Annotated in this window: 11 protein-coding genes; 7 read left to right on the top strand and 4 right to left on the bottom strand. The window is 58.1% G+C overall.

Annotated features, from left to right (window positions below):
• Nucleotides 1–157 precede the first annotated feature (157 nt).
• The 4 genes from recR to dnaX all read right to left on the bottom strand — a co-directional run bounded on the left by recR (nt 158) and on the right by dnaX (nt 4675).
• Nucleotides 158–760, bottom strand: a complete 603-nt coding sequence (gene recR, locus AACY11_RS20660; protein WP_339432583.1) for a recombination mediator RecR — start codon at nt 758–760, stop codon at nt 158–160.
• A gap of 66 nt (nt 761–826) precedes the next feature.
• Nucleotides 827–1861 (bottom strand): NADP-dependent oxidoreductase, encoded by a 1035-nt coding sequence (locus AACY11_RS20655; RefSeq protein ID WP_339432584.1) that lies wholly within the window; start codon nt 1859–1861, stop codon nt 827–829.
• A 260-nt stretch (nt 1862–2121) separates the two neighbouring features.
• Nucleotides 2122–2460 (bottom strand): YbaB/EbfC family nucleoid-associated protein, encoded by a 339-nt coding sequence (locus AACY11_RS20650; RefSeq protein WP_008088817.1) that lies wholly within the window; start codon nt 2458–2460, stop codon nt 2122–2124.
• A gap of 67 nt (nt 2461–2527) precedes the next feature.
• Entirely contained in the window at nt 2528–4675 is a 2148-nt protein-coding gene (gene dnaX, locus AACY11_RS20645) for a DNA polymerase III subunit gamma/tau (RefSeq protein ID WP_339495616.1), read from the bottom strand.
• Nucleotides 4676–4821: 146 nt separating this feature from the next.
• Between dnaX and AACY11_RS20640 the strand changes: the two genes are divergently transcribed.
• From AACY11_RS20640 to AACY11_RS20610, 7 genes are all read left to right on the top strand, one after another.
• Nucleotides 4822–5571: a substrate-binding periplasmic protein gene (locus tag AACY11_RS20640; protein ID WP_339495629.1), complete on the top strand. Its 750-nt coding sequence runs from the start codon at nt 4822–4824 to the stop codon at nt 5569–5571.
• A 230-nt stretch (nt 5572–5801) separates the two neighbouring features.
• Nucleotides 5802–7073: a cytosine permease gene (codB, locus tag AACY11_RS20635; RefSeq protein WP_339465691.1), complete on the top strand. Its 1272-nt coding sequence runs from the start codon at nt 5802–5804 to the stop codon at nt 7071–7073.
• Between the two features lie 14 nt (nt 7074–7087).
• The gene (gene codA, locus AACY11_RS20630; protein WP_339465692.1) at nt 7088–8326 is read left to right on the top strand and encodes a cytosine deaminase; all 1239 of its coding nucleotides are present in this window, start codon (nt 7088–7090) and stop codon (nt 8324–8326) included.
• Nucleotides 8327–8565: 239 nt separating this feature from the next.
• Entirely contained in the window at nt 8566–10983 is a 2418-nt protein-coding gene (locus AACY11_RS20625) for a type VI secretion system Vgr family protein (RefSeq protein ID WP_339495615.1), read from the top strand.
• A 2-nt stretch (nt 10984–10985) separates the two neighbouring features.
• The gene (locus AACY11_RS20620; RefSeq protein WP_260456153.1) at nt 10986–14177 is read left to right on the top strand and encodes a phospholipase D-like domain-containing protein; all 3192 of its coding nucleotides are present in this window, start codon (nt 10986–10988) and stop codon (nt 14175–14177) included.
• Complete coding sequence (locus AACY11_RS20615) at nt 14174–15283, top strand: hypothetical protein (RefSeq protein ID WP_339466783.1); 1110 nt, start codon at nt 14174–14176, stop codon at nt 15281–15283. Before AACY11_RS20620 ends, AACY11_RS20615 begins: the two co-directional genes overlap by 4 nt.
• Before the next feature lie 31 nt (nt 15284–15314).
• Nucleotides 15315–16322 (top strand): hypothetical protein (locus AACY11_RS20610; RefSeq protein WP_339495614.1); only part of this gene is annotated, 1008 nt, incomplete at its 3' end.

The raw sequence follows: 16322 nt of genomic DNA, 5'->3' as shown, positions 1-16322 counted from the left end.
GAGCGCTTGCTTGGTTTTCAACAGGATTGTTTGATTCAGACAGACCGAGGCGCGCCATTGGCGAGCAAGCCCGCTGCCACATGGGATTTGTAGCGTATACAAAACCATTGTGGCAGCGGGCTTGCTCGCGAAGGCGTCAGATCAGGCAACACAACTATCAGAGAGAGATCGGCTTACGCCCGGCAAACGAGTGTGCAAGGGTACCGCCATCCACCAGCTCCAGCTCACCCCCCAGCGGTACACCGTGGGCAATCCGCGAGGCGATCAAGCCTTTATTGTTCAGCAACTGCGCGATGTAATGCGCCGTCGCTTCACCTTCCACCGTCGGGTTGGTGGCCAGGATCACCTCGGCAAAAGTGCCCGCCTCTTCGATCCGCGCCATCAACTGCGGAATACCGATTGCCTCAGGCCCGAGGCCGTCCAGCGGCGACAGGTGACCTTTGAGCACAAAGTAACGCCCACGGAACCCGGTCTGCTCGACCGCATAGACATCCATCGGCCCTTCCACCACGCACAACAGCGTGTCATCGCGGCGCGTATCGGCGCATTGCGGGCACAGATCGTCTTCGGTCAGCGTGCGGCACTGACGGCAGTGACCGACCCCTTCCATGGCCTGACTCAGGGATTGAGCCAGACGCAAACCGCCGCTGCGGTCACGCTCGAGCAACTGCAACGCCATGCGCTGGGCGGTTTTCTGACCCACACCCGGCAGAACGCGCAGGGAATCGATCAGTTGGCGAATCAAAGGGCTGAAGCTCATGGGTAAAAAGTCCGACAAAACAACGAGACGCGGTTTATACCCGCGCCTCTGGCCAGCGTCAAATACTCAGTCCTGGGCGACCCGCACCACCAGTTTGCCGAAGTTGCGCCCCTCCAGCAGACCGATAAACGCATCGGGCGCCTGCTCCAGGCCCTCGACCACGTCCTCGCGGAATTTCACCTTGCCCTCACGCACCCACGGCACCATGTGGCTGATGAATTCCGGCTGACGATCACCGTAGTCATCGAACACGATAAAGCCCTGAATCCGCACACGCTTGGTCAACAGGGTGCGTTGCAGCATCGGCAGGCGATCCGGGCCTTGCGGGGCTTCATGGGCGTTGTAGCCCGCGATCAGACCACACAGCGGAATGCGTGCCTTGGGATTGAGCAATGGCACCACGGCCTCGAACACATGACCGCCGACATTCTCGTAATAGACATCGATACCATCGGGACAGGCCTTCGCCAGTTGCTCGGCGAAATCCGCAGCCTTGTGATCGACGCAGGCGTCGAATCCCAGCACCTCCACCACGTATTTGCACTTTTCGGCGCCGCCAGCCACACCGACCGCGCGCAGGCCTTTGATCTTCGCCACTTGGCCGACCACTGAGCCGACCGCCCCGGACGCCGCCGCGACCACCAGCGTCTCCCCAGCCTTTGGCTGACCGATATCCATCAGGCCCATGTACGCGGTCAACCCCGGCATACCCAGCACACCGAGGGCCATTGAGGGGCTCGGCAACCCTGCCGGAATCGGAATGATATTGCGCCCGTCGCTGATGCTGTGACTCTGCCAACCGGTCGCGCCAACGACCAGATCACCGGTGTGGAATTTGGGGTGGGTCGAGCGTTCGACTCGGCTGACCGCACCACCGGTCATCACTTCACCGATTTCCACCGGCGCGGCGTAGGACGGAGCGTCGCTCATGCGCCCGCGCATGTACGGATCAAGCGACAGGTACAGGGTTTTCAGCAACACCTGCCCGTCTTCAAGCTCTGGCAAGGCTTCGCGCTCAAGGCGAAAATTTTCCGGGGTCGGCGCACCGACCGGGCGTGAGGCCAGGACGACACGTTGATTGAGGGTGAGAGGGTCGGACATGTCAGCGTCTCCTGTGAATGATGAATTCGGCGGTATAGGGAGCAGACCGTGGGTGGCGGTGATGGGTTCGATGTTTATTCGGACCGACCGAGTCGACTTCTTCGCGAGCAAGCCCGCTCCCACAGGGTTAACGCATTTCAAATGTGCGAGCCTGCTCGCGAAGGCGTCAGCCCTGCCAATGCAAAACAATCAGCCAGAAACAAAAATGCCAGGCGCAATGCCTGGCACTTTGTGTAGCTCATCTGTCGCGCAATGGCGAATCAGAATGGCAGTTTCATGCCCGCTGGCAGGTTCATGCCGGCGGTCATGCCGCCCATTTTTTCCTGGCTGCTGGCTTCGATCTTGCGCACGGCGTCATTGACGGCGGCAGCCACCACGGCTTCCAGCATCTCTTTGTCGTCTTCGCTCAGGCCTTCAACCAGGCTTGGGTCGATGCTCACGCTTTTGACGTCGTGACGACCGGTCATCACCACGGTGACCATATCGCCGCCGGCCTTGCCGGTGACTTCGGCGTTGGCCAGTTCTTCCTGCATCTTGGCCATTTTTTCCTGCATCTGCTGCGCCTGCTTCATCAGGCCGGCCATGCCACCTTTCATCATGGGAATCACCTCAAAAGTACTTGGATCAAAACAGCGCCCGGCCTTGGAGAACGAGCGCCTTCAGTTATTAGCCTTGGGCGACCAAGGCGTCGACGGGTTCAATAGTATCGTGTCGCACCACTGCGCCGAACTGCTGAACCATCTGCTGGATGAACGGATCGCCGTGGATCGACTCCTCCGCTTCGCGCTGACGGTTGGCACGGCGACGGGACGCGGCCTGGGCCGGGGTTTCCTGCTCGGGCTTGATCAGTTCGATGGTCAGGCTCAGCGTGCGACCGTGGAACTGGTTCAACGCATCGTTGAGACGACGCTGTTGAGTGGCGTTGAACAAAGCGCTGTGAGCCGGGTCCAGGTGCATCAGCCACTGATCGCCATCAACCGCGATCAGCGTGCAGTTGGCGGCGATGCTGCCCGTCATGCCGGAGATCGGCAGTTTCGGGAACAGTTCCAGCCATTGCAACGCCAGACCGGTGGCCGGCATCGCTGCGGGCTCCGGCTCGGGTTCCGGGGCCGGTTCTGCGGCATGCTCGCTCGCCAGTTCGTCGAGATAGCTGTATGCCGAATCCATGTCCGGCTCGATGTAGTCCTCGTCCAGCGGCGGCTCGTCATCCGTGTCCATGCCCGGCGTGGCGGCATCGACGTCGGCGACCGACGGCTCGGGAATCGGTGCGGCGGCCCACTCCGGCGCGTCCGGTACAACGCTGTCCGGGGTGGGCAACGGCATCGGCGGCAGATCAGGCTGCTCGGCAGCGGTTTCCAGCACGGGGTCGACCGCCGGCTGCTGGGCCGGTTCGGGTTCGGGTTCTACCGGATCGTTCCAGGGCAAGTCGACGACGGCATCGACGACGACTGGCTCAGGCTCAGGCTCAGGCTCGGGCACAGGATCTGGTTCTGGTTCCGGCTCAGGAGCAATCACCGGCGCTGGCTCGGGAGCCGGCGCGGGTGCAGCAGCCGGCGCTGGAGCCGGCGCGGGTGCAGCAGCCGGCGCTGGAGCCGGCGCTGGAGCCGGCGCTGGAGCCGGCGCAATAGCCGCAGCGACCACCGGCGCGGCAGCCACGGCGTTTGCGGAATCAACTGTGGCCTGGCTGATCCCCACTGGCTTTAGCGGTTGCCTCGGGGCGTCCACTGTGTCGGCGGGCCGGAAGGCCAGCATCCGCAACAACACCATTTCAAAGCCACCGCGCGGATCAGGCGCCAGCGGCAAATCGCGACGGCCGATCAGGCCCATCTGGTAATAGAACTGCACGTCTTCGGCCGGCAAGGCCTGAGCCAATGCCAACACGCGATCACGGTCGCCATGACCGTTGTCGACACCTTCGGGCAGCGCCTGGGCGATGGCGACGCGGTGCAGCACGTTGAGAATTTCCGAGAGCACACCATTCCAGTCCGGGCCTTGCTCGGCCAGGTGACGCACAGCTTCGAGCAACGCCTTGGCGTCACCTTCGATCAGCGAATGCAAGACGTCATAGACCTGACCATGGTCCAGTGTGCCGAGCATCGCTCGCACGTCGGAGGCCAGAACCTTGCCTTCACCAAAAGCAATGGCCTGATCGGTCAGGCTCATGGCGTCTCGCATCGACCCGTCAGCGGCGCGACCCAGCAGCCACAAGGCATCGTCTTCGAACGGCACGTTTTCGGCACTGAGGACGTGGGTCAAATGCTCGACCACACGCTCTGGCGTCATGTTTTTCAAAGAGAACTGCAGGCAACGCGACAAAATCGTTGCCGGAAGTTTCTGCGGATCAGTCGTCGCCAGGATGAATTTGACGTACGGCGGCGGCTCTTCGAGGGTTTTCAGCAGCGCATTGAAGGAATGGCTGGAGAGCATGTGCACTTCGTCGATCAGGTAGACCTTGAAGCGCCCACGGCTCGGCGCGTACTGCACATTGTCGAGCAACTCGCGAGTGTCTTCGACCTTGGTGCGGCTCGCGGCGTCGATCTCGATCAGGTCGACAAAACGGCCTTCGTCGATTTCACGACACACCGAACACTCGCCGCAGGGGCTGGAAGTGATACCTGTCTCACAGTTCAGGCATTTGGCAATGATCCGCGCAATCGTGGTTTTACCCACCCCGCGTGTACCGGTGAACAGGTACGCATGGTGCAGCCGCTGGCTGTCCAAGGCATTGATCAGAGCCTTGAGCACATGGGTCTGGCCGACCATTTCGCGGAACGAGCGCGGACGCCATTTACGTGCAAGAACCTGATAACTCATCGAAAACCGTCGCAACGAAGGAAGCTGAAGCGGCTAATGCTAGCGGAGCAAGGGCAAAATTGCATCCGGTGTCCTCGTCTAATGTGGCTAAGCTGCATGAGCGGAGTCTTTTATCGGCTCGGGATCGGGAAATGACCGGAGCGTTTATGCGTTGGGCCTTGGGGACACTGCTGGGAATCAGCTTGAGCGTGACGGCAGCGCAAACACCACTGCGCTTCGCCGTGCCGGATAGCTGGGCCATGCCGATGGTGCAACTTGAACGCGGTCGTCCGACCCAAGGCATTCTGTACGACATGATGCTCAGCCTCGCGACTCAGGTCGGCGTGCCGGCAGAATTCCACGTTCTGCCCCGGACTCGCGTACAAAGCACCATGGAACACGGCGGAGTCGACGTGCGCTGCTTTGCCGCACAATCCTGGCTGCCGAATCAGTCCGGGGATTACATCTGGAGCATTCCGTTGTTTTTTCAGCGTGATTTGCTGATCAGCCGCCAGGATCAGCCTGCCCGCGTCGACACTAACCGACTGCCACGCCAATCCATCGGCACCGTGCTCGGTTACACCTACCCGACCCTGCAAAACCTGTTCGATGCTGATCGACTGCATCGCGAAGACGCCCGAAATCAGGAACAGGTACTGGAAAAACTGCTGGCCGGGCGTTACCGCTATGCCGTGAGCAATCAGTGGACGCTGGACTGGTTCAACCAACGCCTGACGCCTGAAAAGCAACTGCAAGGTGTCGCGATACTGCAGGAGCAGAGCGTGGGCTGCTATGTCAGGAATGACCCAAAGGTGCCAGTGCAGCGCGTTTTACGCACGTTGCTGAGGATGAAAATGTCGGGGGAGATTGATCAGATTATCCGGCTCTATACCGGCAACTCTGAAGTTCACCACTAAACAGCCACCACCGCTCTTTTCCATGCCTGGACTTTTCGGGCTCAAACCTTCGCGCTGTGCATCGGAAAACCCGCCGCCCTCGACAGCTCCCAGATTGTGCCTCGGTGCGTTCAACTGCACCGCTTTCGTGCCATTCCTCGCGACTCGTCTATACATAATCGCGCCCACCCGCATTTGGCACGAGCACTGCAACCCTCCCGCGTCTTCCCCTTTTCAGCAAGGACCACCCCATGACGCAGAACGATGCCGGCAACGATTACCCCCTCAGCGAAGTCCCCATGCACGCGCGCAAAGGCCTGGCCTCGACGGCGATCGTGTTACTGGGCTTCACGTTTTTCACTGCCACCATGTTTGCCGGTGGCAAGCTCGGCGTGGCGTTCAGTTTTAGCGAGATGATGGCGGTGATCATCGTCGGCAACTTGCTGCTGGGCCTCTACGCGGCGGGCCTGGGTTACATCGCCTTCAAGAGTGGCCTCAACTCGGTGCTGATGGGCCGGTTCTGCTTCGGCGAAGTCGGCAGCAAACTCAGCGACCTGATCCTCGGCTTCACCCAGATCGGCTGGTACGCCTGGGGCACCGCGACGGCGGCGGTGGTGATTGGCAAATATTTCGATCTTGATCAAGGCACGGTGCTGGGTTTGATGGTGCTGTTCGGCCTGATGTTCTGCGCCACGGCATATGTCGGCTATCGCGGACTGGAAATTCTCTCCTGCATCGCGGTGCCGGCGATGATGTTGCTGCTGTTGCTGTCGATGTGGGTGGCGACGGTGAAGGTCGGCGGTTTCGAGGGTTTGCTCAGCATCGTCCCGAGCGGCTCGATGGACTGGTCGACGGCGATCACGCTGGTGTTCGGCACCTTCGTCAGCGGCGCAACACAGGCGACCAACTGGACACGCTTCTCACGCTCGGCAAAAGTCGCCGTACTGGCCAGCCTGATCGGGTTCTTCATCGGCAACGGTTTAATGGTGCTGATCGGGGCCTACGGCGCCATCGTCTATCAGCAGCCGGATGTGGTTGAAGTCTTGCTGCTGCAAGGCTTCGCCATGGCGGCGATGGCGATGCTGTTGCTCAACATCTGGAGCACCCAGGACAACACCATCTACAACTTCGCCGTCGCCGGTTGCAACCTGCTGCGCACCGGGCGGCGCAAGACCGTGACCCTCGCCGGCGCGGTGATCGGCACCCTGCTCGCCCTGCTGGGCATGTACGACATGCTGGTGCCCTATCTGATTCTGCTCGGCACGGTGATCCCGCCGATTGGCGGGGTGATCATGGCTGACTTTTTCTACCGTTGGCGCGGGCGCTATCCACGGCTGGTCGACGCACAACTGCCAGCCTTCAACTGGCCGGGGCTTTGGGCTTACGCCGTCGGCACCGTGGCCGCGTTCAGTTCGCCATGGGTCGCGCCGCTGGTCGGCATTGCCGCTGCCGCGCTAACGTATGTCATCGTCACCGGCCTGCTCGGCGCCCGCCGCGCCAGCGCGCCACTACAAGACCTATAAAAAGGATTCGCCTGATGCACATCATCAACGCCCGATTGCGCCACAAGGAAGGTTTGCACCAACTGCAACTCGAAGACGGGTTGATCCGCAGCATCGCCCCCCAGACCGAAGCGCCGTCCCTGGGGCCCGACGACCTCGACGCCGGCGGCAACCTGGTGGTGCCGCCCTTCGTCGAGCCGCACATTCACCTCGACGCCACCCTCACCGCTGGCGAGCCGCGCTGGAACATGAGCGGCACGCTGTTCGAAGGCATCGAGTGCTGGGGCGAGCGCAAGGTCACCATCACCGAAGAAGACACCAAGACCCGCGCCAAGAAAACCATTGAGGCACTGGCCGCCCACGGCATTCAACACGTACGCACCCACGTCGACGTCACCGACCCGCAACTCACTGCACTCAAGGCCATGCTCGAAGTGCGCGAAGAGAACCGGCACCTCATCGACCTGCAAATCGTCGCGTTCCCGCAGGAAGGCATCGAGTCATTCCGCAACGGTCGCGAGTTGATGGAAGAAGCCATCCGCATGGGCGCGGACGTGGTCGGCGGGATTCCACATTTTGAATACACCCGCGATCAGGGCGTCAGTTCGGTGAAGTTTCTGATGGACCTGGCCGAGCGCACCGGTTGTCTGGTCGACGTGCACTGCGACGAAACCGACGACCCGCACTCACGCTTTCTCGAAGTGCTTGCCGAAGAAGCGCGCAGCCGTGACATGGGCGCCCTCGTCACCGCCAGCCACACCACCGCGATGGGCTCCTACGACAACGCCTACTGCGCCAAACTGTTCCGCCTGCTCGGCCATTCCGGGATCAGTTTTGTTTCGTGCCCGACCGAAAGCATTCACCTGCAAGGCCGTTTCGACAACTTCCCGAAACGCCGGGGCGTGACCCGCGTCAACGAGTTGCTGGAGGCCGGCATGAACGTGTGCTTCGGCCAGGACTCGATCGTCGATCCGTGGTACCCACTGGGCAACGGCAACATCCTGCGCGTGCTTGAAGCGGGGCTGCACATCTGCCACATGCTCGGTTACCGCAACCTGCAAAGTGCGCTGGATCTGGTGACGGACAACAGCGCCAAAGCCATGCACCTGGGCGAGCGTTATGGCCTGGAACCAGGGCGCCCGGCGAACCTGTTGATCCTTTCGGCGGACAGTGATTACGAAGTGATTCGTAGCCAGGGTCTGCCGCTGTATTCGATTCGCGGCGCCAAGGTATTGATGAAGCGGCAGATGCCGGTGGTGGAATTCAGCGCCTGAGCGGCTGAAAAATGCCCTCGACTGCCCAGCAAAGCATGCTCTGTGCTGGGCTAGCTGATGGCACATCGCCAAGAAATATTTCGCATTACTTTCCCGGAGCCCCCATAGACCGGGGCCCTCACCGTATGTGCGCAACTTTTTGCGCAACTTTTTACGTTTAACATCCAGCTCCCATCTGCGTCCCCCTACACAGATGCACTACGCCCACGGATTACCGGCGCTGTCTCAAGGAGTCTGAGATGTTCAACCTGGCCAACGAAACCCACTTCAGTCTCAAGGTCGAAGACTACGTGGGCGACCTGCAAGTGCTGTCGTTTGTCGGCACCGAAGGCATCAGCCAGCCGTATCGTTTCGACCTCGAACTGGTCAGCGAAAACCCCGATCTGGACCTGGAAAAACTTCTGCACAAGCAGGCGTTTCTCGCATTCGATCCGCAGGGCTCAGGCATCCACGGCCAGATCTACCGCGTCGCCCAGGGCGATGCCGGCAAGCGCCTGACCCGCTACAAAGTGTCGATGGTGCCGCAACTGCAATACCTGCATCACCGCACCAACCAGCGCATCTACCAGCAAATGTCGGCGCCGAAAATCATCGCGCTGATCCTCGAAGAACACGGCATCAAGGGCAACGCCTACAACTTCCAGCTGAGCCAGCCGTGCCCGGATCGCGACTATTGCGTGCAGTACGACGAAACCGACCTGCATTTCGTCCAGCGTCTGTGCGAAGAGGAAGGCATTCACTATCACTTCCAGCACAGCGAAAAAGCCCACCTGCTGGTGTTCGGCGACGACCAGACTGTGTTCCCGAAACTCGGTCAGCCGACCGCTTACGTGCAGGGCAGCGGCATGGTCGCCGACGAACCGGTGATCAAAGGCTTCAAGCTGCGCCTGGAAACCCGCACCCGCCGCGTCACCCGCCGCGACTACGACTTCGAAAAACCGCGCCTGCAAATGGAAGCTGCTTATAAGCCTGAAGGCGACAGCACTGAGCCGGATCTCGAAGACTACGACTACCCCGGCCGCTTCATCGACCGCGCGCGCGGCAAGTTCCTCAGCCAACGCGCCCTCGAACGCCACCGCGCCGACTACCGCCAGGCCGAAGGTCGCGGCGACCAGACCACACTGGTCAGCGGCCACTTCATGGAAATGTCCGATCACCCGCGCACCGAGTGGAACGACCTGTGGCTGCTCACCGAAATCGTCCACGAAGGCAAACAGCCGCAAGTCCTCGAAGAAGGCGTGACCAGCGACACCACCGACAACAAGGACGACTTCCACCAGGGCTACCGCAACACCTTCCTCGCCACCCCGTGGGACGTGTTCTACCGCCCGGCGCTGGAGCACCCGAAACCCCGCGTCCTCGGCAGCCAGACCGCCCACGTCACCGGCCCCAAAGGCGAAGAAATCCACTGCGACCAATACGGCCGCATCAAGGTGCAATTCCACTGGGACCGCGAAGGCCAGGCCGACGACAAAACCAGCTGCTGGTTGCGCGTTTCCAGCTCTTGGGCCGGCGACCGCTACGGCGCCATCTCCATCCCGCGCATCGGCATGGAAGTGCTGGTCACCTTCCTCGAAGGCGACCCCGACCAACCGCTGGTGACCGGCTGTCTGTACCACAAGGAAAACCCGGTGCCGTATGCCTTGCCGGCGAACAAGACTCGCAGCGTGTTCAAAACGCTTAGCTCGCCGGGTGGTGGCGGCTACAACGAACTGCGCATCGAAGACAAGAAAGGTGCGGAGCAGATCTACATTCATGCGCAGCGGGATTGGGATGAAAACGTAGAGCATGACCAGAAGATTCGGGTCGGGAATGAACGTCACGATACGGTCGAAAAGAACAGTTACACCGAACTCAAGGCCGAAGAGCACCGCACCACGATTGCCGACCGAAAAATTGAAGTGAAGGCCGACGATCACCTGTCCGTGACCCAAAACCAGCACATCAAACTCGGAACCGCTCAATTGACCCATGCCGGGAAAGAAATCCACCTGAAGTCTGGCGACAAAATGGTGATCGAGGCGGGAACGGAATTGACCGTGTTGGGTGGCGGTAGCTTTATCAAGCTTGATGCTGGCGGCGTGACGGTGGTTGGGCCGGTGGTGAAAATCAATGCCGGGGGGGCTGCGGGAACCGGGTCAGGGATTGCGATTTTGCTGCCGAAACTGCCGATACCACCGCCGTCAGCCAAACCCGGTAATTTGCTCGACACCGCCCAACCCGGCGTCATCGCACCACCGGCCAAGCCAAGGGAGTATTTCTTCGATATCAAGTTGACTGACGTCCCGGGGGACGAAGGTTTCCCGTTGGCACACACCGCTTGGTCGATTGTTCAGGACGGCGAGCAGGCCCCCTTGCTAGAAGGTCAAACCGACGACGACGGACGGGTCAACATCGATGAAACCCAGCGTTTGAAGTTGTCCCAAGCCTATGCGACCAAGGGCCCTCTGTGGCTCTGCTATCCGGGGCAACGCGTGCCAGTGGCGCTGCATGACGAACCCTCGGAAGCCGACAAGGAGCGCTTCGCCCTCGCCGCCCTCGACTTTCACGACAGCGCCAAACATGGCCGGATCAGTACGGCGAACAGTGAACGCAGCAAACAGGATCTGCTCGCCGACGGCAATCCGTACAACCAGTTGCAAACCAGGGACGAATGACCATGACGGACTCAGCAACGCCTTACAACGGCATTCGCCACAAAGAAATCAGCCAGATCAATACAGCTCAGGGCAAGGCCCTGCCAGCGGTGAACGCGCCGGACTTCTTCATCCAGGACGAGTCGGCCTTCGCACCCAAGCGCAGCGGCAATGACGTGCGTTTCTTCACCACCGGCGAGGACTACTACAAGGATCTGGCCACTGAAATCGGCAATGCCCAAACCTCGATTTTCATCACGGGCTGGCAAATCAACTACGACGTCACGCTGGACGGCAAACAAAGCCTTTGGGAATGCCTGCACGCCGCGCTGGTGAAAACGCCGGCCCTCAAAGTCTTCGTCATGCCGTGGCTGAGTCCCGCAGCAAGCGTCGGCACCCACGACTTCGAAACCATGCTCGCGGTATTCCAGCTCAACGCAGGGCTCGGCGGCGCACGCGCATTTTGTACACCGGCCATCCAGCAAAGCGACATGAAAGGCCTGGGTTCAACGTTTTCTCACCACCAGAAATGCGTGGTGATCGACAACAAGATCGGCTACGTCGGCGGCATCGATCTGGCTTACGGGCGTCGTGATGACAACAACTTCAGCCTTGATGCCCGCGATCGCAAGGGCAACGACGCGTACAACCCGGGAATTCCGCATCTGGGCTGGATGGATAAACATACGCATGTCAGTCGTACCGGCCTACTGATGGGAACGCTGTTCGACCTATCCAAACCTTCTGTCGACCTTTCTGTCGGCCCCGTCAAAGTTCCTGCGCCTAACCGCGCAGAGGTGATTAATGGTGCGGTTCGTCTGCAAAACTTCTTCTCTAGTCCCGCATTGCCGATAGTCGAGCAAGGAGCAAAGGTCTTCAATAGCGCCAAAGCTGTCGCGGGTAACTTTGACCCCTTGGCCGGCGCAAGAAAATACCTGACCGATACGCTCATTCGACAAATCAGCGCACTGGTCCAACACAACTGGAAAAGACTGCCAATCGCAGAGCCTCTGCAAAGCCAGATGAAAGTTTGGATCGAACAAGTCGAAAACACCAAAGGCAGCCTGAAAATGGCCTTGCGTATGAAGAGCTATGAACTAATTAACAATTGGATGAGCTCAACCGATCTTGGGCGTATGGTCGGCATGTTCTGCGACAAGGGCTACGACGCCATACCGACTGACAAAATGGCTTGGCTAAACAATATCAACCAGGTCGCAAGCTCGCTTATGGGCCACCTATATGCTCTGTTTCAAAACCGATTAGAGAGTCATGTCGAACCCTATCATTACCTAAAACACACACCACAGCCGCTCGCTTCTGGTGATTACAGTCGTCTAGGTGACGACCAGCCCCGCATGCCGTGGCAGGATGTCCACAGTCGCATCGAAGGGCCTTCGGTCTACGATTTGTCACGCAACTTCATTGATCGCTGGAACGGCCAGCAAGCCTACATAGCCGACATCAAAAACCTGGAAAAAACGGATGTCGTCGCGGCGCTAATGGAATGGTTGAACACTTTGACCAAGCAGGCAGGCTTGCCCCATCACCTCGATAGCAACAATCGTCTGCAACTGAACCTGCCGATGCCCAAACCAGTGTGGATCAATCAGCCGGCTTCCCTGCCGACGACGCCACAAGCAGTGACAGGTAAGGTCAGTGTGCAGGTTTTGCGCAGTGCTTCTGCAACGATGACTGCACAGGAAGCCAAAGGCCGTAGCCGAGCCAAGGTGAATTTACCATTACCCCCAGGCATCAATGCCGGTGGTGTGCAAGCCAACTGCCACAGCGCAATGCTGCAGACGATTTCCAGTGCGCAGCATTTCATCTACATCGAAAACCAGTTTTTCCAGACCGATTTCGGTGATGAAGGCGAACTACCGGCCAGTAAAGCAATGTCTGGTCCGATGGCCAGTCTGCGGGACCCATCCACCTTGAATCATGACTTCGTGGCCCGCATCAAACTAAATGAAGCATTGACTGATCAGGACTTTACCTTGATCGACTGGAAAGAAGTCGACGCCATAAGTCAGCAACCCGGTGCCGAAGCGCGTAAGTTTATCGACAGCTTCCTAAAAATCTGGCAAACCAACGCTCAAGGCTGGCTAACCCGAAAACTCGGCAAAGAACAGAAACTAACCAATAGCATTGGTAAGGCACTTGCTGACCGAATTGGACGAGCAATCAGGGAAAACCGCCAGTTCCATGTTTACATGATCCTGCCGGTACACCCCGAAGGCGCGCTCAACGTGCTCAACCTGATGCATCAGATTCATTTGACTATGCAAAGCCTAGTGTTCGGCGAACAGAGTCTGGTTAAGCTCATTCAGCGACATATGGCGCTGAAGTCGATGATGGATCGCGGCGCTAGCCGGGAAGAAGCAGCCAAAATCATTGAGCGCAAGGACAGCTTCGGACAGCCCGTATATGCCCAGCAAGACTGGACAAAGCACCTGACCCTCCTAAACCTCCGCACTTGGCACAATTTCAAGAGCGGCAGAGTGGTAACCGAGCAGATTTATGTTCACAGCAAACTGTTGATTGCAGACGATCGCGTAGCGATTCTAGGCAGCGCCAATATCAACGATCGTAGTCTTTACGGCATGCGCGACTCGGAACTGGCGGTGATCGTGCGTGACAGCGAGCCGACACCGATCATGCTCGACGGCAAAGCTACGCATCAGGTGGGTAAAAGCATCAATAAATTACGCAGAGACTTGTGGAAGAAGCACTTCGGCATAGGCCTCACGACAGGCTCTGTCAAACCGGCAAGCGATTTGGGTAAGTACCTTGACCAACCCGCTGCCGAGAAAACCTGGAGAGAAATACAGTCGCAGGCCAAGCTGAATACGGCCGCCTATGAAAGCTCCTTTGGGTTCATTCCTCGAAACAAGTCAGGAAAGCAAGCGGCTTCCATCTGGCCTACCTGGAGCTACAGAGATCCGGACAACGCAAGGCTCGGTGGCCAGTTAGTAGCACCTATGCCGTATGAAAACGGCTTTTGGGAAAGTAAAACACTGACCAAAGAACCCGCCTATATCGCGCCTGTGGGCATCAAGGGCTTCATCACCGAGCTACCGATAAAATGGACACTCCATGAAAATAACAACTCAGACTTGAACATCACCATCCTAGCCAACGTCCCGGACAAAAATGATGATCGCGCACTGGCCTGTGTGGACGCGCCAACGCAAGAGGAAATCAAACACTCATGAAATCGTATACCTGTCTCTTGATTGTCAGTTTGGTTGGCTTGTGTGAAATAAGCAGCGCTGAAGAGCCGAAAAAAGAATGCATCGGGCGGACTACATTTAATGCGCTCGAAAGCATGGAGTGGGCCACCTACCCCACCGCTAAGCATCTGATCAGCGAGGGTGGCGGGCATACGTTCAGCAACAACATAAGTGCCGAGCATGAGTACCTTAGCTACAACAATGACCAAATTACGGTCAGAGTGAGTGGCATCACAACCATTGAAGATTTCCAGACACAACGTAATGCCATTGTTCATAAGGGTGAGATGGCTAAAAGAGAGGTAATGGAGGAAATCGAAACGAACAAGAAGCTGCTGCAGAGCATCAGCACGATGGGATATAGCCAAGAAGTCTTAGATCGACAGAAAAAAATAATCGCTGATCTGGAAAAATCCGTTGCCCAAACTGCCATCGAAGAACATGACCTAGGCATTAACGACTCGCATGTCCTCGGCAGTCAGACAACGCCAACCGAGGTTCTTCTTTGGCGCAACAACCGAATCTATTACTTCAATTTCAAAACACTGGATCAAGAACGGAAGAACGCCATCAAGGATCTGATCGCGAGTTTCGAACCTCGCAACCTCTACCAAGTGCCTACTGGCCCGGGCGTGTGCATGCCCTACGGTTTCATCCATGACGACGGTAAAACCGGATTCAGCGTGAAGAACAGCCTGCGTTTCACCAGCACGCCCAATGTGATTTTGAGCCTGATCAACGCCTCGCAAGGCGACCCTACAAAACCCACTACCGGCACCTACGACACCGACTACCGCCCCGGCTACGACGCGGAGAACTGGAAAAAGTCGAAGATCATGGAAAAGTTCTACATCGGCAAACACATGACCACCCTCGAAGGCTGGCGCTTGGACCCTCGGCCGGAATCCGCCGAGCAGGATCGCGCCTGGTTTGCCATAGCCCATGTCGGCGGTTTGGTCAGTCCGTTGATTGCGGCGCAGATGTTCACCTTTCAAAAAGGCACTGACGGTTTGAAGGACCTGACGCCTGCGCCCGAGGCCGTCATCCCGAAGTTTCTGAAACTGACGCAGAGCATCAGCTCGCAATAACAGAAATCTCGCTTCGAAATGAGCACAGTTCATGACACGAGTCATCATCACACTCGCCAGCCTTTTACTGGCCGCACAGTCCGCATCTGCTGACGCTACCTTGCAAGAATGCCTGGGACGTACCAAATTCCAGTCACCGGAAGCATTCGAATGGGCAACGTTCCCAATTGAGCGCAGCAATATAAAAGGCGCTGGCGGGCATGTTTTTTCAAAAAATGTTCACGCTGTGGGTGACTATGTCAGTTACGACTATGATGAACTTACCGTCAGAGTCAGCGATATCACAACACGTGAAGAATTTGATAGGCAGCGCAATGCCATTGTTCACGAAACCGAAATGTACAAAAACCGGCTAAAGGAAAAACTTGATACCAACAAGCATCTTTTGGTATCGATCAAGGAAATGAACTACCTCCCCGACACCATCCAAAAACAGGAAGCCATAATAAAAAATCTAGAAGAGCAAATACCTAAAATAAAAAAACACGAGCATGACTTGGGAATTCCTGATTCACATGTATTGGGCAGCGAAAAGACGCCCTACGAGTTCCTGCTGTGGCGCAACAACCGGGTGTTCTATTTCCATATGAACAAACCCGCCGAGAATACGGCGCAGCGGATCAAAGACCTTGCCACCCGCTTCGAAGCCCGCGACCTCTATCAAGTGCCCGAAGGTCCAGGCGTTTGCATGCCCTACGGTTTCATTCATGACAACGGCAACACCGGTTTCAACGTGAAGAACAGCCTTCGCTTTACCAGCACGCCCAACGTAATCATGAGCCTGATCAATGCCTCGCAAGGGGAACAGGCCAAACCTACCGAAGGCACCTACGACACCGACTACCGCCCCGGCTACGACGCAGAAAACTGGAAAAAGTCGAAGATCATGGAAAAGTTCTACATCGGCAAACGCATGACCACCCTCGAAGGCTGGCGCTTGGACCCTCGGCCGGAATCCGCCGAGCAGGATCGCGCCTGGTTTGCCATAGCCCATGTCGGCGGTTTGGTCAGTCCGTTGATTGCGGCGCAGATGTTCACC

Origin of the sequence: Pseudomonas sp. RA_105y_Pfl2_P56 (genome assembly GCF_963970845.1) — a bacterium.
Classification (GTDB): Bacteria; Pseudomonadota; Gammaproteobacteria; order Pseudomonadales; family Pseudomonadaceae; genus Aquipseudomonas; species Aquipseudomonas baetica_A.
Note: the sequence above shows the minus strand (reverse complement) of the source record. Positions and strands in the feature narration are given on the sequence as shown.

What these genes read in the sequence shown, in the direction of transcription:
- AACY11_RS20640 (WP_339495629.1), top strand. Translation starts at nt 4,822, where the DNA reads ATGCGTTGGGCCTTGGGGACACTGCTGGGAATCAGCTTGAGCGTGACG.
- recR (WP_339432583.1), bottom strand. Translation starts at nt 760, where the DNA reads ATGAGCTTCAGCCCTTTGATTCGCCAACTGATCGATTCCCTGCGCGTT.
- AACY11_RS20650 (WP_008088817.1), bottom strand. Translation starts at nt 2,460, where the DNA reads ATGATGAAAGGTGGCATGGCCGGCCTGATGAAGCAGGCGCAGCAGATG.
- AACY11_RS20620 (WP_260456153.1), top strand. Translation starts at nt 10,986, where the DNA reads ATGACGGACTCAGCAACGCCTTACAACGGCATTCGCCACAAAGAAATC.
- AACY11_RS20625 (WP_339495615.1), top strand. Translation starts at nt 8,566, where the DNA reads ATGTTCAACCTGGCCAACGAAACCCACTTCAGTCTCAAGGTCGAAGAC.
- AACY11_RS20615 (WP_339466783.1), top strand. Translation starts at nt 14,174, where the DNA reads ATGAAATCGTATACCTGTCTCTTGATTGTCAGTTTGGTTGGCTTGTGT.
- codB (WP_339465691.1), top strand. Translation starts at nt 5,802, where the DNA reads ATGACGCAGAACGATGCCGGCAACGATTACCCCCTCAGCGAAGTCCCC.
- AACY11_RS20655 (WP_339432584.1), bottom strand. Translation starts at nt 1,861, where the DNA reads ATGTCCGACCCTCTCACCCTCAATCAACGTGTCGTCCTGGCCTCACGC.
- dnaX (WP_339495616.1), bottom strand. Translation starts at nt 4,675, where the DNA reads ATGAGTTATCAGGTTCTTGCACGTAAATGGCGTCCGCGCTCGTTCCGC.
- codA (WP_339465692.1), top strand. Translation starts at nt 7,088, where the DNA reads ATGCACATCATCAACGCCCGATTGCGCCACAAGGAAGGTTTGCACCAA.